22 protein-coding genes are annotated in these 22,609 nt (G+C 60.5%); 15 read left to right on the top strand and 7 right to left on the bottom strand.

What is annotated here, in order from left to right; translation table 11 throughout:
- Nucleotides 1–52 precede the first annotated feature (52 nt).
- Entirely contained in the window at nt 53–1,039 is a 987-nt protein-coding gene (locus BLW69_RS20020; protein ID WP_092664486.1) for a GlxA family transcriptional regulator, read from the top strand.
- Here BLW69_RS20020 and BLW69_RS20015 read toward each other — a convergent pair.
- A complete protein-coding gene (locus tag BLW69_RS20015; RefSeq protein ID WP_082471680.1) occupies nt 1,023–1,181 on the bottom strand; it encodes a YqaE/Pmp3 family membrane protein in 159 nt (52 codons plus the stop codon). The genes BLW69_RS20020 and BLW69_RS20015 overlap by 17 nt on opposite strands.
- A 104-nt stretch (nt 1,182–1,285) precedes the next feature.
- Complete coding sequence (locus BLW69_RS20010) at nt 1,286–1,786, bottom strand: hypothetical protein (RefSeq protein ID WP_092664483.1); 501 nt, start codon at nt 1,784–1,786, stop codon at nt 1,286–1,288.
- 265 nt (nt 1,787–2,051) lie between these two features.
- Between BLW69_RS20010 and BLW69_RS20005 the strand changes: the two genes are divergently transcribed.
- From BLW69_RS20005 to BLW69_RS19990, 5 genes are all read left to right on the top strand, one after another.
- Nucleotides 2,052–2,831 (top strand): SDR family oxidoreductase, encoded by a 780-nt coding sequence (locus BLW69_RS20005; protein ID WP_092664480.1) that lies wholly within the window; start codon nt 2,052–2,054, stop codon nt 2,829–2,831.
- 67 nt (nt 2,832–2,898) lie between these two features.
- Nucleotides 2,899–3,132 (top strand): hypothetical protein, encoded by a 234-nt coding sequence (locus tag BLW69_RS22610; protein ID WP_113110177.1) that lies wholly within the window; start codon nt 2,899–2,901, stop codon nt 3,130–3,132.
- Nucleotides 3,133–3,381: 249 nt separating this feature from the next.
- Nucleotides 3,382–3,837: a MarR family winged helix-turn-helix transcriptional regulator gene (locus BLW69_RS20000; RefSeq protein WP_062576743.1), complete on the top strand. Its 456-nt coding sequence runs from the start codon at nt 3,382–3,384 to the stop codon at nt 3,835–3,837.
- Complete coding sequence (locus BLW69_RS19995; protein WP_092664477.1) at nt 3,824–5,536, top strand: efflux MFS transporter permease; 1,713 nt, start codon at nt 3,824–3,826, stop codon at nt 5,534–5,536. Before BLW69_RS20000 ends, BLW69_RS19995 begins: the two co-directional genes overlap by 14 nt.
- A gap of 37 nt (nt 5,537–5,573) precedes the next feature.
- Nucleotides 5,574–6,644: an HlyD family secretion protein gene (locus BLW69_RS19990; protein WP_092664474.1), complete on the top strand. Its 1,071-nt coding sequence runs from the start codon at nt 5,574–5,576 to the stop codon at nt 6,642–6,644.
- Nucleotides 6,645–6,753: 109 nt separating this feature from the next.
- Here BLW69_RS19990 and BLW69_RS19985 read toward each other — a convergent pair whose 3' ends face one another.
- The gene (locus tag BLW69_RS19985; RefSeq protein WP_062454464.1) at nt 6,754–7,836 is read right to left on the bottom strand and encodes a glycoside hydrolase family 25 protein; all 1,083 of its coding nucleotides are present in this window, start codon (nt 7,834–7,836) and stop codon (nt 6,754–6,756) included.
- Between the two features lie 310 nt (nt 7,837–8,146).
- Between BLW69_RS19985 and BLW69_RS19980 the strand changes: the two genes are divergently transcribed.
- On the top strand, nt 8,147–9,853 hold the full coding sequence (locus BLW69_RS19980; RefSeq protein ID WP_092664471.1) for a glycoside hydrolase family 13 protein: 1,707 nt from the start codon (nt 8,147–8,149) through the stop codon (nt 9,851–9,853).
- Between the two features lie 53 nt (nt 9,854–9,906).
- Here BLW69_RS19980 and BLW69_RS19975 read toward each other — a convergent pair whose 3' ends face one another.
- Nucleotides 9,907–12,132, bottom strand: coding sequence for a heavy metal translocating P-type ATPase (locus tag BLW69_RS19975; protein WP_092664469.1), 2,226 nt, complete (start codon nt 12,130–12,132; stop codon nt 9,907–9,909).
- 243 nt (nt 12,133–12,375) lie between these two features.
- Here BLW69_RS19975 and BLW69_RS19970 point away from each other — a divergent pair, with 243 nt between their 5' ends.
- The 8 genes from BLW69_RS19970 (at nt 12,376) to BLW69_RS19935 (ending at nt 19,480) form a co-directional block, all read left to right on the top strand.
- Nucleotides 12,376–13,416 carry an ABC transporter substrate-binding protein gene (locus tag BLW69_RS19970; RefSeq protein ID WP_092664467.1) on the top strand — a complete coding sequence of 347 codons (1,041 nt, stop codon included), beginning with the start codon at nt 12,376–12,378 and terminating at the stop codon, nt 13,414–13,416.
- A gap of 141 nt (nt 13,417–13,557) precedes the next feature.
- Entirely contained in the window at nt 13,558–14,382 is an 825-nt protein-coding gene (locus BLW69_RS19965; protein WP_092664465.1) for an ABC transporter permease, read from the top strand.
- Between the two features lie 4 nt (nt 14,383–14,386).
- Nucleotides 14,387–15,175: an ABC transporter permease gene (locus BLW69_RS19960; RefSeq protein ID WP_092664463.1), complete on the top strand. Its 789-nt coding sequence runs from the start codon at nt 14,387–14,389 to the stop codon at nt 15,173–15,175.
- Nucleotides 15,176–15,191: 16 nt separating this feature from the next.
- Entirely contained in the window at nt 15,192–16,250 is a 1,059-nt protein-coding gene (locus BLW69_RS19955; protein WP_092664461.1) for an ABC transporter ATP-binding protein, read from the top strand.
- 121 nt (nt 16,251–16,371) lie between these two features.
- Nucleotides 16,372–17,313, top strand: coding sequence for a 2-dehydro-3-deoxygalactonokinase (locus tag BLW69_RS19950; protein ID WP_092664459.1), 942 nt, complete (start codon nt 16,372–16,374; stop codon nt 17,311–17,313).
- Nucleotides 17,314–17,317: 4 nt separating this feature from the next.
- Entirely contained in the window at nt 17,318–17,938 is a 621-nt protein-coding gene (locus BLW69_RS19945) for a 2-dehydro-3-deoxy-6-phosphogalactonate aldolase (RefSeq protein WP_092664457.1), read from the top strand.
- An 80-nt stretch (nt 17,939–18,018) separates the two neighbouring features.
- Nucleotides 18,019–18,276, top strand: a complete 258-nt coding sequence (locus BLW69_RS19940) for a hypothetical protein (protein ID WP_092664455.1) — start codon at nt 18,019–18,021, stop codon at nt 18,274–18,276.
- 34 nt (nt 18,277–18,310) lie between these two features.
- The gene (locus tag BLW69_RS19935; RefSeq protein WP_092664453.1) at nt 18,311–19,480 is read left to right on the top strand and encodes a pyridoxal phosphate-dependent aminotransferase; all 1,170 of its coding nucleotides are present in this window, start codon (nt 18,311–18,313) and stop codon (nt 19,478–19,480) included.
- A 79-nt stretch (nt 19,481–19,559) separates the two neighbouring features.
- Here BLW69_RS19935 and BLW69_RS19930 read toward each other — a convergent pair whose 3' ends face one another.
- From BLW69_RS19930 to hutU, 3 genes are all read right to left on the bottom strand, one after another.
- Nucleotides 19,560–20,063: an invasion associated locus B family protein gene (locus BLW69_RS19930; RefSeq protein ID WP_062576716.1), complete on the bottom strand. Its 504-nt coding sequence runs from the start codon at nt 20,061–20,063 to the stop codon at nt 19,560–19,562.
- 236 nt (nt 20,064–20,299) lie between these two features.
- Entirely contained in the window at nt 20,300–20,893 is a 594-nt protein-coding gene (locus tag BLW69_RS19925; protein WP_092664451.1) for a HutD/Ves family protein, read from the bottom strand.
- A 5-nt stretch (nt 20,894–20,898) separates the two neighbouring features.
- Nucleotides 20,899–22,584, bottom strand: coding sequence for a urocanate hydratase (gene hutU / locus BLW69_RS19920; protein WP_092664449.1), 1,686 nt, complete (start codon nt 22,582–22,584; stop codon nt 20,899–20,901).
- Between the last annotated feature and the right edge of the window lie 25 nt (nt 22,585–22,609).

Raw genomic sequence — 22,609 nt, 5'->3', positions numbered from 1 at the left:
CATTATCGGAGCCATTTCATACACTATCGGCAGTCAGCACGGATTACGGTGAATGAGCCAAAAGGCCCCCAGTCAGCACTTCGATATCCTTCTTCTGCCAGAGACCAACCTCATCCTTCTGGCGTCGGTGATCGAACCTTTGCGGGCTGCAAATCGCATTGCCGGAGGCGACCTCTATCGCTGGACACTGCGTTCTCCTGATGGAACGCCGGTCGACACGACATGCGGAATACCGATCGCGGTGGCTGGCGCGTTTCGACCGGCAAGGGAAACGGACCCGCTGTTCGTCTTGTCGAGTTATGACTGGAAGAAAAGCGTCACGAACGACCTGAAGGCGCAGCTTGCTCGCACAGCGAGACATCGAAGCCTGATCGCGGGTATTGAGACCGGAACCTTCGTGCTGGCCGAGGCTGGCCTGCTGAACGGGTCGCGTGCAACCATCCACTGGGAGGATCTGGAGGCCTTTTCGCTGGTTTATCCGGAGGTCGAGCTTGTTCGAGACCGCTTCGTGATCGACAGCAAGCGCATTACGACAGGCGGACCGGTTCCGACGCTCGACCTGATGCTGGAACTGATCCGCAGGGCCCATGGCCATACGCTGGCGCTCGAAGTGTCCAGGCTGTTTCTCTATGAATACGGTCACCGCCTAGGCCGCGAGCATGGTTCAGCCGTCACTTCCGTCAGACAGGGACGCGACGCCAGAGTTCAGGCGGCGGTGCGATTGATGGAGGAGACTGTCGATGCTCCCTTGGTTCTCACCAGGCTCGCAAAGCGCGTCGGTGTAAGCGCGCGGCATCTTCAAGACATGTTCCAGACAACGATGGGTGTAGGACCACACACTCATTATATTGCCCTGCGTCTGAACGCAGCCCGACGAAAGGTCATCGAGACCTCAGGGACAATCGCCGACATAGCCGCCGAGACCGGTTTCAACTCGGCTTCCGCCTTATCGCGCAGCTACAGGGCGCAGTATCGCGAAAGTCCGAGTGAGACGCGACGGCGCGTCAAGCGCCGCGATCCTGTTATTTCTTCAGGATGACCCACAGCGCGTGCACGATACCCGGAAGAAAGCCGCACAGGGTGAGGAGGATGTTCAGCCAGAAGTGGAGGCCGAGGCCGACCTGCAGGAACACGCCGAGCGGCGGCAGGAGGAAGGCAAAAAGGATGCGGATGATGTCCAAAATTATCTCTCCGAATGATCGATGGCGCAAGACAACGTGCAGTGCAGCGAAAAGTTCATTCCCCGCTCTGCCGTCGAGGTGCGTGGCGAGGCGCTTTCGAGCGCCTACCGGGTTAAATTGATGCTGCTGGTTACGACGGTCTTGCCCGTGCTCGGATCCTTGTCGACCGTCTGTAGACGCAGGCTGCCAGCACTGCGCGATTCAATTGTCATATTGGCAGTCCGATCGCCGTTGATGACACGTGCCCAACGAACGGACAGATTGATCCGGTTGCCGGATTGTCTTCCCGAAAGGGTCGAGGGCTGACCGGAAGGGCCGGTATAGGTGCCGCGGTAGCCATTGCCGCTTTCCTGAAGTGTGGCGGATATTTTGCGCTGGACGACCAGCAGGCCGCGGCACGTGCCGTCCATCGAAAACGCCGTGCGCCCACCCGACATATCGAATTTGCACGTCACGTTGATCGGCTTTGCGCCGATGCGCGTCACGACGGTGCCGACGCCGGTCCAACTGCCCTTGAGCGTGGGAAGAAAGGAAGACTCCTGTGCCGATACGGGCAAGCTGAGAAGGCTGGCGATGCAGGCGATGATCGGGCGGCGAAAGCGCATGGGTTGGCTCCATCTGAGATTGCTACCCAACGTCGCAAACGCGTTTGGAGTTCCCCTCCTCCAAAGCAGGATACGGCGGAGCCTGAACGAGAACTGTGACGGGCTCGAATGCGGGACGCTACCCTTGATCCTGGAGCTCCTGTTAAGAGACGCCGGCGACCGGGGTCTCTCCATGCGGTCACTTTTGACGTCCGGACTGGGAACCACGATTTACGTTTGCCGTTTGCCCTTCGCTGATTTTCGCGTCGCAGCAAGGAATGTGCTCATGGAATTGAAAACGCAGGTCGCCCTGGTCACTGGCGCCGGATCTGGAATTGGCAAGGCGGCAGCGCTCAAGCTGGCCCAATCGGGAGCCAGAATCGGGCTTCTCGGCCATACGCGCAGCGAACTGGAAGAGACGGCTGACGAAATCACGGCCGGAGGCGGCGACGCCCTCGTGCTGGATGCCGACGTTGCGGACGAAGCCGCAATGAGAGCAGCGGTTGATCATCTCGTCGAAGCCTATGGCCAACTGGACATCGTTGTGATCAACGCCGGTATCAATGGCGTCTGGGCCCCGATCGACGACATGAAGCCGGACGAGTGGGACACCACGATCCGCGTCAACCTGCGCGGCACCTACCTATCCTTTCACGTCACCGTGCCGCATCTCAAGAAACAGGGCGGGTCGGTCGTCGTAATCTCCTCGATCAACGGCAACCGCACGTTCACAACGCCGGGCGCTACCGCCTATTCGGCCACCAAGGCTGCCCAGGTTGCGATGGTGCAGCAACTGGCACTCGAACTTGGCAAGCACAGGATCCGCGTGAATGCGATCTGCCCGGGATCGATCGGGACAAGCATCGACGACAATACAAGCCTTCGCGGCAAGGAGGAAACGGCTGTGCCTGTCGTTTTCCCGGCAGGTGAAATTCCGATCACCGGAGGAAAGGCAGGCGAAAGTGAGGATGTTGCTGACGTCGTGCTGTTTCTCGCGTCCAATCGCTCCCGTCACATCACTGGAACGCCGATCTTCGTCGACGGCGGGCAAAGCCTTCTTCGCTAAGATGTAAAGGCGTGGAACCAGTCGATGACATTCGCGTTACTGTCCGCCATCAAGGAGGGCAGGAAACGTGAAGAATTTTATTATCGCAGCCGCTATTGCTATTACATCGACTGTATCATTTGTACCTTTTGCACAGGCTCAGAGCGTTACGATCGTTACCGACGACCGCCGTGGACCGCCGCCGCCGCGCATGATGCGCGAACGTGACCGTCATCATCAGCGCCGCGGTTGCGTCGTGAAGAAGGTCAAGACGATGCGTCACGGTGCCGTGATCATCAAGGAAACGAAGGTTTGCCGCTAACACCAAGTGCTGGCCGCAGGTTTTCTGCGATACAGCGATAAGTCCTGCCGCGCTTCCCAAGAGCGCGGCATTTTCTATGGAATAGGCACGTCAGTATGGGAGCGGACACTCCGGACCCATGCAGCAGAACGGGGTCCGCAATGCGATAATGGCGTTGCTGAAGCCGGCAGACAGGGCGATCCCGACCTTGAACCGGAATAGTACGCATGCTAACTAATGGTCATCATAAACTTAGCACACTAACCTTTTATGGATCAGGATCTCGCAAGCTCTGATTTTCTGGAATCGCTTACCAAGGTAAGCCGGAAAATCCGCACGGCGTTCAATCAGCAGGTCACGGCTCACGGCCTGACCTATCCGCGCGCCCGTGCGTTGTTTCGGCTGACTAAAAAGCAGAGCATGACACAGACCGAGCTTGCCTTTGAGCTTGAGCTCGAGCAGGCGACACTGGTCCGGCTGCTTGACCGCATGGAACAGAACGGCCTGATCGAGCGCAGGCCCGATCCCGGCGACCGACGCGCGAAACTGATCTCGCTGACGTCCCACGGCAAGGAGCAGGCAGACTTCGTGCGCTCCCTCGCGGACCAGATCCGGAAACAGATTTTTGCAGGCCTCGACCACGACGATATCCGCCGTGCCAACGACCTTCTGGACGCGATCGGCACCAATCTTGCCGATCTGGAGAGCTTCAATGTCATCACGTGACACAACAGTCGTGAAAGACGACGTCGAAAATTCAGATGCGAGCCCCGATGCGGGGCGATCGGCCGCCTCAGCTGTGCAGGATGCGGCCCCTGCCGTTGCGCCGCCTGTAGCCCCCCCGGCTTTCGTTCCGAAACCGCTTCCGATTGCGCTCCTCTATGCATTCGCGTCGATTGCCGCGGCGGTCATGCAGGGCCTGGGCACAAGTCTGATTTCGGCCAACCTCCAGCAGATTGCCGGCCCGATGGAAGCGACCCAGACCGAAGCGTCCTGGCTGGTGGCCGCCTATCTGTTTCCCAACGCCAGCCTTGGTCTGTTCCTGTTCAAGGTCCGCACGCAATACGGTATCCGCAACTTCTGCGAAATCGCCATTATCCCTTACGTGATCATCAGCCTGGCACATCTGTGGGTGAACGATCTCAGCGTTGCCATTGCCCTCCGGTTTTTTGCGGGAGCCGCGGCCGCGCCTGTCTCCTCCATCGCAATTCTCTACATGCTGGAGATCTTTCCGCCGGAGAAGAAGCTGAATATCGGTATCTGTCTGGCGCTGATCGGTCTGCTTCTGGCAACGCCGATTGCCGGTCTCGTGTCGCCATCGCTGCTCGACGAGCGCGACCTTCAGGGCCTCTACCTTCTGGAACTGGGCCTCGCACTGATCGTGTTCGGCCTTGTGTTCCTGCTGCCACTCACCTCGCCTCCAAGAGCCAAGGTGATCGCGCCGCTCGACTTTGTCAGTTATGCACTTCTGGCCACCAGCATGGGATGCCTTGCCGTCGTCTTCACCATGGGCCGCCTGTATTGGTGGTTGGAAGCGGACTGGCTCGGCTGGCTGCTTGTCGTCGCGATCGTCACCGGCGTTCTGATGACGATCATCGAACTCAACCGCAAGACAAACCTCATCGACGTGCGCTGGATCACCTCGCGCGAGATCATCCATTTTGCAGGCGTTCTCCTGGTCTTCCGCATGCTTTTGACCGAGCAATCCACAGGGGCGATCAACTTCTTCAAACAGCTCGGCCTCTTCAACGAACAGATGGCTGGGCTCTACTGGGCGATCCTGATTGCCAGCGTGATTTCAGGCCTCGTCTGCGCGCTTGTGATGAAGCCCGGCCGTGAAGGCTTCATCCACCTCGTCGCGTTGATCCTGATTGCGGCGGGATGCTACATGGACAGCCAATCCACGGTCCTGACCCGGCCCGAACAGATGTATGTCAGCCAGGCCATGATCGCATTCGGAAGCGGTCTGTTTCTACCGCCGGCCATGGCGGTGGGTTTTGCCGCCGCGCTGAAGAAGGGCCTGACCTACGTCATCAGCTTTATCGCCGTCTTCCTGTTTACCCAGAAGGTCGGCGCGTTCCTCGGCAGCGGCTTGTTCGGCACCTTTGTCACCTGGCGCGAGCAATATCACTCGTCGATCCTGACATCCCGCCTTCTCCCCACCGATCCGATGGTGACGGCGAGAATCCAGCAGTATGTCGGCGCCTACGCACGGTCGACATCCGATCTGACCCAGCGCACGATCCAGGGCACCACGACCTTCGCCAAGGCCGTTCAGCAACAAGCCTATGTGCTTGCCTATAACGACGCCTTCTACGTGACTTTCCTGATCGCAATCGGCGCGATCGTGATGCTTTTATGCCATCTCGCGTGGACCCACCGCGATCGGCTCATACCGCATGCGTCTGCCTCCACGCAGGCCTGACCGTCAATTCGATACACTTTAGAAAAAGAACAGAGCTATGAACGCTGCCTTCAGATCCATTTCCACATACGTCGCGCTCATCGTCGGGATCGTCGGCGTGTTTATCGTGCTTTACGCCTGGAACCTGCCCCCCTTCCACGGCACGGTCGAGAACACGAACGATGCCTATGTCCGCGGACAGGTGACGTTGCTCAGTCCGCAACTGGCGGGAGTCATCGTCGACGTGCCGGTGCAGGACTACCAGAAGGTCAAGAAGGGCGATCTGATCGTCAAGATCGATGACCGCATCTATGCCCAGAAGCTCGAACAGGCAGAAGCGCAGCTCGCCACCGCTGAAGCGTCGCTCGACAATTCCGAGCAAAGCCGCAAATCGGCGGAGGCCAATATCGTCTCGGCAAAGGCCGGCATCGAAAGTGCGCAGGCAGCACTGAACGCGGCCAAGCTGACCTATGAGCGCACCGAGACTTTGCTCAAAAACAACGTCACCACCCAAAGCGAGTCGGAGAAGAACCGCGCCGCCTATGACCAGGCGCAGGCGAGCCTCCACCAGGCACAGGCGACCGAACTGGTGGCCGAACAGGACCTCAACACGATCGTCGTCAGTCGTCGTTCGCTGGAAGCGAGCGTCGGAAGCGCCAAGGCCGCAGTCGAACTCACGCGGATCGACCTGCAAAACACCAGGATCATCGCACCGCAGGACGGAACCCTTGGAGAGGTGACCGGCCGCATCGGTCAATATGTTTCCGTTGGCACACAGGTCGCTTCGCTCGTGCCCAATCACGTCTGGGTGGTCGCAAACTTCAAGGAAACCCAGCTGGAGAACATGACCGTCGGCCAGCGCGTGACATTCACGGTCGATGCTCTGGGTCATCAGGCGTTCACGGGAACGATCGAGCGTTTCGCCCCGGCGACAGGCTCGGAATTCTCCGTGATCAAATCCGACAACGCGACCGGCAACTTCACCAAGGTCGCTCAGCGTATTCCGGTGCGCATTGCCATCGATACCGAACAGCCCCTGACGGACCGTCTTGTGCCCGGCATGTCCGTCGTGGCCAAGATCGATATCGCTCAGGAGAGTGCAGCAGCTGCAGAGGTAGAGACGCGCTAAGCCGAAGTGGCGATGGTGTCAGCGGAACCCGCATATCCCGGATGTCGAAACGCCCCGCATCAGACGCTGACGCGCGGCGCTCGCCGATTATCGTCTGAAGTCGATCCCCTCAGTTGCGGGCGACCCAGTCATGCCAATCGCCCTCGCCGCCGCGGAAGACGTTGAGATCGATCTTACCCTCGACGCCCTGCGAGAGGCCGGATCCGGAATACTGCCAGAACACCCATCTGCGATCGGGATAGACGACCGACGGATGCTGAGCGACCGCGCGCAGCCAGAATGGGTAGTTGAGGAATTCGCCGCGCAGGTTGTCCTTGTAGAAATCCGGCGCCGTGTAGATCACCGGCCGCTTGCCGTAATGACGCTCCAGCATGTCCATGAAGACCTGCATCTTTTCGAGCACCTTGGCGCGCGATAGACGCATCTTGCAGCTCGACTCGCCGTTATATTCGACGTCGATCACAGGCGGCAGCGCGTCGGGATCTTTCGGAACATTGCGGATGAACCATTCGGCCTGGTCGCTCGCAACGCGGCACCAGTAGAAGAAGTGGTAGGCACCGCGCTTGACGCCGGCCTCCTTGGCCTTGCGCCAGTTGGTCTTGAACATCGGATCCAGATGATCGCCGCCGTCGGTCGCCTTGATATAGGCAAAGTTGGCGCCCTGCGTCCGCAGCTTTGCCCAATCGATATCGCCCTGCCAGCGAGAAACGTCGACGCCGTGAACGGACATCTTTCGTGGCGAGACCTTGCCGAAATTGATCGGTTTGGCATCGCGGAAGCTGTGGCTGTAGATCCGCGAGCGGCCACCCGGCGAAACCCCGAGGCCTGGCCTCATGTCGGGCAGGGAAACCGGAGTGAGCGCCGATACGGGCCGCTGAGCCGGCATCGGCATGCCAACGGTCGTGATCATCGGATTGCCTGGCGCTTCGACCGAAGGACCCGGCGCGATGTTGCGGAACGCCGGCGACTGCGGCACAGGCCCGCCCCAGGCCAATGGCTTCTGCGGTGGTGACGGAATGCCGGCCGTCGTCCCGACGTCGACGGCGGGAACCAGCGGAGCCGTTCTTGCAGCCAGACGGGACGTCTTTGCAGACCCGGATGAAGCGGGCACAGCGGATTCCAGATCGCTGCTGGAGGTACATCCAGTCGCAGCGAGGGCCAGAACGAGCAGTGATACAGCCGTAAGACGCATAAGGAACCCGTACTCGATACAAAACGGAATCCGTGCAGCAGACGATCAGCGCCGCACGTTTACTAACGGGACCTTACCGGGAAATACTGAATGCAATCTTTACGGAGGTGCTCCAAGCCCTGCAGGATGACGTCTAGAGAGGCGAAATCGATAACACTTCAGTCACGAGGTCGTCAGGTGAGCGCAATGAGCCCGCGAGGGGCACCACACGATCGGTCAGGTAGTCTTGATTTAATCCGGAATACGCTCGTTTGGAACTCTCCATGCGGCGTTGGCGTTCGGTTGTCGAATATATCTCAAGGAGACGTGGATGGACCAGTTACGGGATCAGCTCGAGGATCAGCTGGCAGCACTTGTCCAGGAAGCGGCGCCACCCCTCGAACGGCAGTGGTGGCATAGCTCGACCGTCTACCAGATCTATCCGCGCAGCTTCTGCGATCTGAACGGCGACGGCATCGGCGATATTCCGGGCATTATCTCGAAACTGGATTATATTGCGTCTCTCGGCATCGACGTCATATGGCTCTCCCCGATCTTCAAATCGCCGATGGATGACAACGGTTACGACATCTCGGACTATCGCGATATCGCGCCCGAATTTGGAACGCTTGCCGATTTCGATCTGCTGGTTTCCGAGGCTCGACGCCGGGGCATCGGCATCTTGCTCGATCTGGTTGTCAATCACACGTCCGACGAACACCCGTGGTTTCAGAACTCACGAGCCTCTCTCGACAATCCGTTTCGTGACTTCTACGTCTGGCGGAAGCCCGGTCCTGACGGCGGACCGCCCAACGATCTCCAGTCCACCTTCGGCGGCCCCGCCTGGACGCTCGACGAGACGACCGGCGAATACTACCTGCATCTCTTCTCGCGCCGCCAGCCCGATCTGAACTGGGAAAACCCAAGGGTTCGCGCTGAGGTTCATGACATGATGAACTGGTGGCTGGAACGCGGGATCTCCGGTTTCCGGATGGATGTCATCGACTATATCGGCAAACAGGTGGACCAGGGCGTGGTGACCGACGGTCCACACCTGCACGAGTATCTGCAGGAGATGAACCGCGCGACCTTCGGCGGCCGCAACGTTCTGACCGTCGGCGAGGCGTGGAGTGCCACGCCTGCATCAGCCCTTCTCTATTCCGGTCGCGAGCGGCAGGAACTCTCGATGGTCTTCCAGTTCGAGCATGTGACCCGGCAATGGGATGAGACCTACGGAAAATGGCAGCCGAAAAGCTTCGATCTCGTCGAACTCAAGTCGGTGCTGAGCAAGTGGCAAAACGCGCTGGCCGACGATGGCTGGAATTCCCTGTTCTGGGGCAATCATGACCTGCCGCGTGCCGTTTCGAAATACGGCGATGCAACAGGCTATCCCGTGGAATCCGCCAAGATGCTGGCGACGGTGATGCATCTGCTGAAAGGCACGCCCTTTATCTATCAGGGCGAGGAAATCGGCATGACCAACATGCCGTTCACCGCGATCGAGCAGTATCGCGACATCGAAACGCTCAACATGTATCAGCTGCATGTAGAGGGCGGCCGTTCGCCCGAGGATTTCATCATGGGCGCCAACGCGAACGGCCGCGACAACGCCCGCACGCCGATGCAGTGGAACAGCGCAGCTTATGGCGGTTTTTCCACCGTAGAACCCTGGATCGGCGTCAATCCGAACTATGCGTCGATCAATGCGGACGTGGCGATGAGCGACGAGCGTTCGGTCTGGAACCATTATCGCCAGCTGATTGCCTTGCGGAAATCCCATCCGGTCATCGTCTACGGCAAATACCAGTCGTGGCTCGATGACAATCCCGACGTCTTTGTTTACACCCGCAAACTGGACAGGGACCTACTGGTCGTCATCGGCAGTTTTTCAGCGCATGAGGTCAGTCTGGACCTGCCGAAAGAACTGAAGATATCCGGCAATTGCCTCATCTCCAACTACCAGCCGATAGAAGCGCTGGGTGAGACGGTGGTTCTGAAGCCGTATGAGGCCTTCGCCATCCTGCACCGGATGCCATGACGAAAAGTCTTCAGTTTTAGAGAGCCCTGCGCCCGTAAGCGCAGGCCACACACCTATTTCCGCAACAGTCTGAGCGCATTGATCGTCACCAGAACCGTTGCGCCGGTGTCGGCCAGGATTGCCGGCCAGAGCCCGGTCACGCCGATCACCGTCGTGACCAGAAAGACGGCCTTCAGCCCGAGCGCGATGGTGATGTTCTGGTGGATGTTGCGCATCGTCTTCTTCGACAGGGCAATCATTGCTGCGATATCTGCCACCCGGCCATGCAGCACAGCGGCATCGGCGGTTTCGAGCGCAACATCCGTGCCGCCGCCCATGGCGATGCCGACATCCGCCGCAGCCAGCGCCGGCGCGTCGTTGATCCCGTCCCCGACTTTGCCGACGACGAAACCGTCACGCTTCAGTTCGCCAACGATCCGGCTCTTGTCTTCCGGCAGCAGGTCGGCGCGAACCTCGATCCCGAGCTCCTGTCCGATTGCACTTGCCGTGCGCGCATTGTCGCCGGTCAGCATGACTGTTTTTACGCCCGCTTCGGTCAGAGCCAGAAGCCCAGCCTTGGCATCAGCCCGCGGCTCGTCGCGCATGGCGATCGCACCAGCGAGCACACTGCCGACGATGAGCACGGAAACCGTTTTGCCCTCGTCATTGAGCGCTGCGATGCGGCGGCTGTGCGCCATCGACATCGACACCCGCTCGGCGGCAGCCTTGGGAGAGCCGAAGAATACGTCCTGTCCCTCGACCTCTGCAGTCAAACCTTTTCCGCCGAGCGCCTTGCCATCGCTCGACTGCGGAATGACCACTTCGTCTTCTTCAGCTTTCGCGAGGATGGCCTTTGCAAGTGGATGGCTGGAGCCGATTTCCAGCGCGGCCGCAATCCGCAGCACCGCATCGGCACTGTGGCCGAACGCAATAACATCGGTGACCTGCGGCCGTCCCTCGGTCAGCGTGCCGGTCTTGTCGAGGGCGACGGCGGTGAGCTTTCCGAGTGTCTCCAGCACGGCACCGCCCTTGATCAGCAGGCCACGGCGAGCACCGGATGAGAGCGACGCAGCGATCGCCGCAGGCGTGGAGATGACCAGTGCGCAGGGGCAACCGATCAACAGGATGGCAAGACCCTTGTAGATCCATTCGTTCCAGTCACCACCGGCAACGAGGGGCGGCAGGATGGCGACCAGAGCGGCAACCGCAACGACGCCGGGCGTATAGTAGCGCGAGAAGCGGTCGATGAAACGTTCGGTCGGCGCCTTCTTTTCCTGCGCCTCCTCGACGAGGCGAACGACGCGGGCGATCGTGTTGTCTTCGGCAGCGGCAGTGACACGCACCCGAAGCGCGCCATCGGTGTTGATGGTGCCGGCAAACACGACATCGTCGACACCCTTGGCAACCGGCGTGCTTTCGCCCGTGACGGGCGCCTGATCGACCGCGCTCTGGCCTGACATGATGACGCCATCGGCTGATATCCGGTCGCCGGGCCTGACCAGGATGATCGAACCGATCGCAAGGCTTTCGGCCGGCACGGTTCGCGTCTGGCCGCCTTCCTCCAGAAGTGCTTCCTTCGGCACCAGAGCGGAGAGGCTCCTGATGCTGTCGCGTGCCTTTCCGGCGGCAACGCCTTCCAGCAATTCGCCAACGAGAAACAGGAAGACGACGGCCGCCGCTTCTTCCGACGCATCGATCACCACCGCGCCGACAGCGGCGATCGTCATCAGCATTTCGATCGAGAACGGCGTGCCGGCCAGCGCTGCCATGATGGCGCGGCGCGCGATCGGCACCAGACCGATCAGCATCGCGGCTGTGAAAATATAGGTCTCGTAAGCGGGAAACAGGTGGCCGAGCCCATAGGCAACTCCAAATGCCAGGCCGGCTATAATGGTCAGTCGGCCCTTGGCGGATTTCCACCATGGGCCCTCCATCGGGCCGTGGTCATGCCCATGCAGGCCTTCAGTGGCGGCTGTGTCGCGCTCATGATGGGAATAGTCATGACTGCTTCCATGATCGTGATCATGATGGTCGGCGTGATCCGCAACGGGAATGACCGGCTCAGCCGAACGATTCCGCTGCGAAAGCTGTCTCAGCGGATAACCGAGACCGGAAACACGCTTTTCGACGGCGCTAAGATCGACGCTGTCATTGTGGCTGACCGTCATCGTGCCCGCGGCAACCGATACCGAAACATCCTCGACGCCGGGCATGCGGCGGACAGCCGTGTCGATCTTGGTGGCGCAGCTGGCGCAGTCCATGCCGCCGACCTTGTATCGCGCCTGATTTACTGCCGTCATCGTGCTGGTTCCCTGCCGTTCGTCTCAGATCACCTCTCGTGTCTACAACCTCTAGCCACTAGAGCTGCAAGAGGGAAAACGCCCACACGTGCGTTCCTATTGCAGCAGTGCATATCCACATGGATATTGCGCGTGCACAATTATTGAGCTTGCGGGGAAAGCGATGAAAAAATACTGTCGTTCTACGCTCGGCGCTGTCCGAGCAGCCAATTCAACACCGATTGTTCGACAAAGGATCACCTCATGAAGGCTCATCGCCTCACCAAGTTTGCAGCGCTTGCAATTCTTGCCACGTTTTCCGGCGTCGCCTCGGCCAGTGCCCAGACGAAGACCTTCACCATTTCCTGGTGGGGCTATAACGGCGACAAGATGAAAGCCAACATCATCGAGCCGTTCAAGAAGATCTGCGGCTGCGACATTGTGTTTGAAACCGGCAACAATGCCGACCGCTTGAACAAGCTGAAGCTGCGCGACGGCAAGGGCGTGGACGTGATCTACCTCTCGGATAGCTTCTCCCAGCTCGGCGTCGCACAGGGCCTGTTTCAGGAAGTCGACGCATCCAAGATCCCGAACCTTTCGGAAATCTACGAACTCGGCCGCAACCCGCAGGGCAAGTATGGTCCGGCCTACACGATCGGCCGCGTCGGTCTCGTCTATGACAGCGCCAAGGTGGATCCGGCGATTACATCCTGGGCCGATCTGTGGCGCGCCGACATGAAGAGCTCGGTCTCGCTGCCGGGCATCACTACAACGGCCGGCCCGATGGTCGTGTTGCAGGCCGGCAAGCATGCGGGCGTCGATGCCTACGAGGATTCCGAAAAAGCCTTCGAGGCCATCACCGCGCTGAAGCCGAATGTGGTCAAGAACTACAATACCGGCTCCGAACTGGTGAACCTGATCTCGACCGGCGAGGTGCGCGTTGCCCTGGCGCAGGATTTCACGCTTGCTTCGATGCAGGCAGCCGTCAAGACGATGACCTGGGCGACACTGAAGGAAGGCGATATCGCCACCCTCAACATGGTCAACATTCCCAAGGGCTCCGAAAATGTCGAGCTGGCGCACCAGTTCATCAACTTCGTTCTGTCGAAGGAAGTTCAGCAGAAGGAAGCCGAACAGGGCGTCGATGCGCCGATCAACAGCAAGGTCGAGCTTTCGCCGGAACAGGCAAAGATGTGGACCTATGGCGCAGACCAGGTCTCGAAGCTCGGCCGCATCGATTACGCCAAGCTGAACGACGCCAAGACCGACTGGATCGACCAGTGGAACGAGGTTTTCGGCCAGTAATCCCAGTCACAGACGACGAGTCCTCTCCTCGATCCAAGGAGAGGACTTTTCCTGATCCGGGCAGGGATTGCGGAGCACATCCGCTGCCGAAACGCCGGTGCCGGAAAGTCGCAGGGCAGCCCGGAATTTGAAAGAACAGACATGAAGCGTTTTGCCAAATGGGGGCTGACGATGCCGGCGACGATTGCTGTCGTCGTCGCTCTCGTTATTCCGGTTCTCTTGACCATCGCCACCACGTTCGGTGAGCCGAAAGGCGCCTTTTCGACCTACACCGCCTTCTTCAACAGCGGCTTCCGCACCAATATCCTCTACCGCACGCTGCGTATCGCGCTGATCACCACCGCGATCTCGCTGGTCATCGGCTTTCTGACGGCTTACGTGATCGCCCGCATGCCGGGGCGGCTGAAGTCTGTCGCCATCATCGCTGCGGTTTTCCCGCTTCTGACCGGCGTCGTGGTTCGCTCATTTGCCTGGCTGATCATCCTCGGCAAGAACGGTATCGTCAACGACACGCTCATGTCGCTCGGCATCATCTCCGAGCCGCTGTCCATGCTCTACACCGAGGGTTCGGTGATCGTTGCGATGGTCTATCTGTTCGTGCCGCTGATGATCCTTACCCTGACCGGTGTGCTTGAGGGCATTCCGCGCGAAGTCGTCGAAGCCTCAACCTCTCTGGGTGCCACGCCGATTGCCACATTCTTCCAGGTCATCCTGCCGCTTGCCGTGCCGGGCCTCATCGTCGGCGCGGTCCTCGTCTTTACCGGCAGCTTCACCTCCTACGCGACGCCGCAGCTGCTGGGCGGCGAGCAGATGATGATGATGGGAACGCTGCTCTATCAGCGCGCCATGGTCACCTTCGACTGGGTGGGTGCGTCCACCATCGCAGCGATCATGGTGGTCATCACCATCGCCGTGGTGACGATCATGAGCCGCATGGCGCGGCGCCTCAATCCGATGGCGGTATGACAAGATGACCACACGCATCCATCCCCTCCTCGGCGCGTTCGCCGCCCTCGTCTTCCTTTTCCTGCTCGCGCCGCTCGTCATCATCGTCGGCGCGTCGCTTTCCGACACATCCTACCTGACGTTTCCGCCGCAGGGCCTGACACTGCGGTGGTTTGCCAATATTTTCGAGATCTCCGCCTTCCGGAACACCGCGATCACCAGCTTCCAGGTGGCGATCCTCGGAACGGCGCTGTCGCTGCTTATGGGTATTCCTGCCGCCTATGCGCTGAACCGGTACCGCGTCGAACTGCCGAAATGGCTTTCCACGCTGTTCATCCTGCCGATCCTGGTCCCCGAAATCGTGTTCGGCTTCTCGCTTCTGAAGTCGATTACCATCGGCTTCGGCCTGCCGGTCTATCCGAGCCTGATCCTCGGCCACGCGCTTCTTGTTCTTCCCTATTCCGTGCGCGTCGTCGGTGCGAGCCTTGCGGCCTTCGACTTCTCCGTGGAAGAAGCTGCGATCAGCCTTGGTTGCCCGCCGCTCAAGACCTTCATGACGGTCGTGCTGCCGAACATTCGCGCCGGCGTCATCGCCGCCTTCATCCTCGCGTTCATCACCTCGATCAACGACGTGTCCATCTCGGTGTTTCTGACCGGTCCCGGCATTTCCACGCTGCCGATCCAAATTCTGGCCCATATGGAGCAGTTTTTCGACCCCACCATCGCCTCCGTCTCCGTGCTTTTGATGCTGGTGACGGTTGGCGTGATGGCCATCGTCGAAGCCACGCTCGGCCTCACCTTCCTGACCAAGTAAGACGAGTAGAACCCTTTTGACCGTATCGCTCACCATCGAAAAACTTTCCGCCCATTACGGATCGACACAGGTCCTCAAGGACCTGTCGATCTCGGTCGCGGCCGGCGAGCTCGTGTCGCTGCTTGGCTCATCCGGCTGCGGCAAGACGACGACGCTGCGGATCGTCGCAGGCTTTCTTGAGGCGACCAGCGGCCGCGTGCGGCTTGGAGATCGCGATCTCACCACGCTTCCGGCACATGCCCGCGATATCGGGCTTGTGTTCCAGAACTACGCGCTCTTTCCTCACCTGACCGTGATGGAAAACGTCGCCTTCGGTCTGAAGCAGCGCGGCATTGCCAAACCCGATCGGGCCAAGCGCGCAGGAAGCATGCTCGACCGCGTCGGCCTTTCGCACCTGGCCGACCGGCTGCCGTCGGCACTGTCAGGCGGCCAGAAGCAACGCGTCGCACTGGCCCGCGCGCTCGTCATCGAACCACCGCTCCTGATGTTCGATGAGCCGCTTTCGAACCTCGATGCCAAGTTGCGCGTGGACATGCGCGTCGAAATCCGCCAGTTGCAGAAGGCGAACGGTACGACATCGCTTTATGTCACCCACGATCAGGAAGAAGCCTTCTCGATCTCCGACCGCGTGGCGATCATGAATGCAGGCCGCATCATGCAGCTCGACACGCCGGAAGTCCTCTACCGCAAACCGGCCAACGCCTTCGTCGCCAGTTTTGTCGGGTTCGAGAACCTCATTCCGATGAAGGTGGTCACCCGCGACGGCGCGACCGTCACAGCCGAGGCTGCCGGCGGTGCGCGACTGTCGTTCTCGCAGGATGTCTTCGGTGCGATCAAGGACGATTTCGTTCTGGCCACCCGTGCCGACGGCCTTGTCGCCCGTCAGTCCGGCGAAGGCATTCCCGCGACCCTTGGCACCCGCACCTATCTCGGCCGCGCCTACCAATACAAGTGTGTGACCGTCGCCGGAGAGATCACGGCGAATGGAGCACTGTCCGAACCTTTCGACCCTGGTACGAACGCTGTTCTGGTGCCTGTTGCCGAACAGTGCTGCATCCTCGATCCGGAAAGCTGAGCCTCGATTTACAAACCTCAAGCCCCTCCTCAAAAGTATGACTTTTCGTAGCGCTTGCTCTCGACAAGGCGGGCCTGCCCACGCTATCGAAGGCCAAAATGTTCGGGGAGGAAACCGCGAGATGCCAGAGCCTAAGTCGATCATTCTAGATTGGGGCACGAGTTCGCTGCGCGCAGCACTCGTATCTGAGACGGGCGAAACGCTCGATACGCGGGATACGACAAGCGGCGGCATCCAGTTCGTCAAGGATGGAGCCTTCGAGGCCGCCCTGATGGACACGGTCGGGGCATGGTTTGCCGCACACGGCCCCATTCCGGTCCTTGCGAGCGGCATGATTACCAGCCGCAATGGCTGGATCGAGGTCCCTTACGTCGATGCGCCCGCGGGTCTCGGCGAACTTGCGGCCGGCACGCGGCAGATCACGCTTGGCAACGGCGCCGTTGTCACCTTCCTGCCCGGCATGCGCGATCCCGCGGCGAAACCGTTTCCGGACGTGATGCGCGGCGAGGAAACGCAGATCGTCGGCTTCGGGCTGGACAAGAACCGGACCCTGGTTCTCCCCGGCACCCACAGCAAATGGGCACGCGTCGAGAACGGCCGCATCGCCGGTTTCCAGACCTATGCGACGGGTGAAATCTTCGCACTGCTGACCAAGCAATCCTTCATCGCCAAGGCATCCGAGCCGATGCCCGGCGCCGAGCCGCGCTGGGAGGCATTCGACCGGGGTGCCGGGTTTGCCGCAAGCGACGCGCGTGCTGCCGACGCATTTCTCTCTGCCGTCTTCAGCGCCCGCACGGGTGTACTGGCCGGCGTTCTCACGCCCGAAGATATCGGCGACTACGTTTCCGGTCTCGTCATCGGTTCGGAGTTCCGTCAGGCCCGCGCGGCAGGCTGGCTGAAACCCGGTGAAGCCATCGGCATCGTCGGCAACAACGTGCTGAACAGCCGCTACAGCCGAGTCGCGCCGCTGTTTGATCTAGATATAGAGCCAGGCCCAACCGATGCCGCCAAGCGCGGCGTCCAGTTGATCGCCGGACAATTGCAACTGACGAATGAAGGATAGATCGATGACGTTCCAAGACGCGCTGCAAGCCTGCAATCTGGTTGCCATCCTGCGCGGCATCACGCCTGACGAGGCCGAGCCGATCGGCGAGGCGCTGATCGAAGCCGGCTGGCGGATCATCGAAGTTCCGCTCAATTCGCCGGAACCGCTGAAGAGCATTGAAAAACTGCAGAAGCGGTTCGGTGACCGGGCGCTGATTGGTGCGGGAACGGTGCTGACGACCGCTCAGGTCGCAGACGTTGCCTCGACGGGTGCAACTGTCATCATCTCGCCGAACGCGAACCTCTCGGTCATCGAAGCGAGCGTTTCGCGCGGCATGATCAGCCTGCCGGGCGTTGCGACGCCGTCTGAAGCCTTTGCGGCGATCGGCGCCGGTGCGACCGGCATCAAGGCCTTTCCGGCGGAAGCGATCCCGCCCATGGTCATCAAGGCCTGGCGGGCGGTTCTGCCCAAGGATATGCCGGTTCTGGCCGTTGGCGGGATTACGCCTGACAACATGAAATCCTTTATCGACGCCGGCACGAACGGCTTCGGCATCGGCGGATCGCTTTACAAGCCGGGTGACGATGTTGCGTCGGTGGCGGCCAAGGCCAAGCTATTTATCGAGGCGATGCGCCGCAGCTGATACCGAATTAACGCCATGCGCCAATCCGCGCATGGCCTTTTTCGACCAATCGGCGTAAAGCAGCGGTTCTTGAATCAGCAATGCACCGCATCCTTATGAAAATCCTTCCTGAAGAGCAGTTTTCCGAAGACGAACCGCAGTTCGAGGATGACATGGGCGAAGACGAACTTGTCCAATCTGCGTATTTCCTGATCGAGGCGCTGACCTTCGCCCCGGTGGCGAAACCGGGCACGCCCGAAGAGCCGTCGAAACCAACGCCAAATCAACGCTTTCGGACCGAAGGTTCCGTGTCCGATGCGGCCTGCAACCGGTTGACCGTACGTCGGAACTTGGCCTAGGCATAGTTCCCCGCCATACTCAGCCGAGATTCGCATGACGATCATCCGACCCGACATCAGCGCCCGCGCTGCGGCCGCTCCGCGTAGCGGTATTGGCGAAATCGTCACCTATGCACGCGGTCGTGACAACCTCATGCCGCTGTGGATCGGCGAAGGCGACCTTGCGACGCCCGAGTTCATCACCCGCGCGGCCAGCGACGCGCTTCTCGCAGGCGAGACATTCTATACCTGGACGCAAGGGATCCCGGAGCTTCGCCAGGCAATCCTGCGCTACTACCAGCGCCACTACACGGCCGATCTCTCGGTCGACAACATCTATGTCACCGGATCGGGCATGCAGTCGATCGTGCTGGCGATCCAGACGGTCGCATCGGCTGGCGACGAGGTGATCTATTTGTCACCGGCTTGGCCGAACGCTGCCCATGCCGCAAGTGTTTCCGAGGCAAAGGCCGTGCCTGTCGTCCTCGATTTCATCGATGGCCGGTGGGTGCTCGATGCGGGCCGTCTCGAAGCTGCGATCACGCCGAAAACCCGGGCGCTGTTCATCAATACCCCATCCAACCCGACGGGCTGGACGGCAACGAAGGATGATCTCGAGGCAATCCTTAGCCTTGCGCGCCGCCATGGTCTCTGGATCATCGCCGACGAGATCTACGGGCTCTACTATTTCGAAGGCACGCGGGCGCCGTCGTTCATGGATGTCATGGACGCGGAAGACCGCATCATCTTTGCCAACTCGTTCTCGAAGAACTGGTGCATGACCGGCTGGCGTATCGGCTGGGTGGTGGCGCCGGCGGAGATCGGCCAGACGCTCACCAATCTCATACAGTATTCCACGTCAGGCGTTGCGCAATTCATGCAGAAGGGCGCGATTGCGGCACTCGACCTTGGCGACGAGTTCATTCGCTCCAATGTCGAGCGTGCCCGAACCTCGCGCGACATTCTGTGTGACGCGCTGGTCGCCACCAACCGTGTCGAAACGCGAAAGCCCGAAGGCGCGCTCTACGCGTTCCTGAAGATCGACGGCGTAACAGACAGCCGCGCCGAAGCCTTCAGGATTGTCGACGAAACCGGCGTCGGCATGGCGCCGGGCACCGCATTCGGCCCCGGCGGCGCCCCCTTCATGAGAGCATGTTTTCTGCGCGACCCGAAGCAGATCGAAGACGCGGCCGAGCGGCTATTCGCCTATATCCGCCGACGTTGACCGGACGAGCTCGTCAAGATCGGCGATGGGCGAATGCCGGTTTCGAACTCCACCCATCAGAGATCTTAAGAGATCGACGTCAGTTGCACTGACCGGCCTGGTTCAGGGCTGCGGTCACGCCGCTGAGCGAGAACGTGTAGGATGTGCGGGTGCCTCTCCCCGAGACCGCCTGAAGCGTCATATTGCTTCCCGTACGCATGGCGTCGATCATCGCGGAATCATTGCTTTCCTGCTGCGTCCAGCCGGAGTTGCCCCGCGGCGTCATGGCAAAAGATTTGCCATCGATCGTGACCGTTATCTGTGAGCTGTTTTGAAGATCATATCCCATGATGGCCTGCGGATAATATCCGCTGCCCGAAGGCTTGGGCGCCACGAGGAAGAAGTTATCGCCGTGGTTGACGCTTGCGGGCGTCGCCTGTTTCGGAATGGTCAGGACGTAGCAGCTTTTCGAAGCTCCCGCCTGATAGGAATAGACGTTCCAGTCGCCGAACTGCCTCAGCATCGTCGGGCTCGGCTGGGCAAATGCCGGCAGGGCAATCACGGCTGCAAAGAGAGGCGCAAGGGCGAAAGGTTTGAAGGACATCTCGTCTCCTGTTGGGAATGGCAAGGGAAATACGGGTACGAATGCATCCGTAAGTGATCCCATAGGGGGAGGAGGCGGTTACCGGAAAGTTAAAACTTTCACCTTCTGCGCCGTCGCCTCCGCCAAACCCGGTCTGGAACCGGGCAGATGTGATCACCCGAAAGAGACGAAATATCGCGTTTCCGGTTCTTTAGCGCGATCGCTGCGGCCAGCCTCACGGCATCTTCACAAATGCGTCAAACCTGTAACGAAACCGAGGCTTTTTGCCGTGAGGCGATGCGGACAAGAAAAGTCCGGCTTGATGGCGCCTGACTAAGTTCGATCTCCGAATCGCCCGGATGCAGCAGGATCGCATCATACGCGCCAAGCAATGTGCCGTCTTTCAGCACCAAATCCGACGTCGGCAGAACCAGGGTCACGTCCGAACCGTTCGACGTAATGACGCGTTCACTGGCGGGGAGCATCGTCACGCCGTGGATAAACTTTCCGCGCCGGGTCATGACATTGAGATCGGTGATCGGGCCAGAGAGTAGCCTTGCGCTGGTCACTGCATCGGCCGGAAACGCGTGGGGCGGCGTGTCGGGGCGCAGGACACGATCGGGCTCGCCCTCGACCGAAAGCTCGATCCCGTCGCTCGTCAAAACGCTGAGGGTCCGGTCTATGTCCGCGAACACAGAGAACGGGCCGTCCTCGGCCACCGTCGCCATGCTGATACGCCAGTCGAAATCGTCGACCGTGGCGGCCGCGGGAAAGACGGCGATCTCCACCGTCTCGCCCTTGCCGTTCTTCCAAGGCATTCGCTTATGGTCCGATGCACGCAGGATGCGCATGCGCGTCAGTTCCCGAGTATGCCGGGCAGGCGAAGGCCCTTCTCTTCGGCGCAGTCGATCGCGATCTCGTATCCCGCATCGGCGTGGCGCATGACGCCGGTTGCCGGGTCGTTCCACAGGACACGTTCGATCCGCCGGGCTGCATCATCCGTTCCGTCGGCGCAGATGACCATGCCGGAATGCTGCGAATATCCCATGCCGACACCGCCGCCATGGTGCAGCGACACCCAGGTGGCGCCGGATGCGGTGTTGAGGAGCGCGTTGAGGAGCGGCCAGTCGGACACGGCGTCCGAGCCATCCTTCATCGCTTCCGTCTCGCGGTTCGGCGAGGCGACGGAGCCGGAATCGAGATGGTCGCGGCCGATGACAACAGGCGCGGACAATTCACCGCTCCTCACCATCTCGTTGAAGGCGAGACCGAGCTTGTGGCGATCACCCAGACCCACCCAGCAAATCCGTGCCGGAAGTCCCTGGAAGGCGATGCGTTCGCGCGCCATGTCCAGCCAGTTGTGCAGGTGGGTGTTGTCGGGCAGCAGTTCCTTTACCTTCGCATCCGTCTTGTAGATGTCCTCAGGATCGCCCGACAGCGCCGCCCAGCGGAACGGGCCGATGCCGCGGCAAAACAGCGGACGGATATAGGCCGGAACGAAGCCCGGAAACGCGAAGGCATTTTCCAGCCCTTCGTCCTTGGCGACCTGGCGGATGTTGTTGCCATAATCGAGCGTCGGCACGCCCGCATCCCAGAACGCCACCATCGCTTCCACATGCGCCTTCATCGATGCACGGGCCGCGACCTCCACCGATTTCGGATCGCTTTCGCGCTTGGCTTTGGCTTCCTCGACGGTCCAGCCGACCGGCAGGTAGCCGTTGCGCGGGTCATGGGCGGAGGTCTGATCGGTGACGATATCCGGGCGAGCGCCGCCGGCCTTCATGCGGGAGACCAGTTCGGGGAAGATTTCGGCAGCATTGCCGAGCAGGCCGACCGATTTCGCTTCGCCGGCCTTGGTCCACTGGTCGATCAGCGCCAGTGCTTCGTCCAGCGTCTTCGCCTTGGCATCGACATAACGGGTGCGCAGACGAAAATCGATGCGGGTCTCGTCGCATTCAACCGCGAGGCAGCAGGCGCCGGCCATGACGGCTGCGAGCGGCTGTGCGCCGCCCATGCCGCCGAGGCCGCCGGTCAGTATCCACTTACCCTTCAGGCTGCCGCCGTAGTGCTGGCGGCCCGCTTCCACGAAGGTCTCGTAGGTGCCCTGAACGATGCCCTGCGTGCCGATGTAGATCCACGAACCGGCGGTCATCTGGCCGTACATAGCCAGGCCCTTCTTATCGAGTTCGTTGAAGTGATCCCAGGTTGCCCAATGCGGCACGAGGTTCGAGTTGGCGATCAGAACGCGCGGCGCATCCTTGTGGGTGCGGAACACGCCGACCGGCTTGCCGGACTGGACGAGAAGCGTCTCTTCCTCCGTCAGCGTCTTCAAGGTCGCGACGATCTTGTCGAAGTCGTCCCAAGTGCGGGCGGCCCGGCCGATGCCGCCATAGACCACGAGTTCATGCGGGTTTTCCGCCACATCGGGATCGAGGTTGTTCATCAGCATCCGAAGCGGAGCTTCGGTCATCCAGCTCTTGGCATTGAGCTCGCTGCCCTTGGGCGAGCGGACATCGCGAATGTTGTGGCGTGGATTGGTCATGACGTGGCTCCCCAATTTCCTCTGA

Origin of the sequence: Rhizobium sp. NFR12, from assembly GCF_900108545.1 — a bacterium.
Classification (GTDB): Bacteria; Pseudomonadota; Alphaproteobacteria; order Rhizobiales; family Rhizobiaceae; genus Neorhizobium; species Neorhizobium soli.
This window is presented reverse-complemented; position numbering and strand designations above follow the sequence as displayed.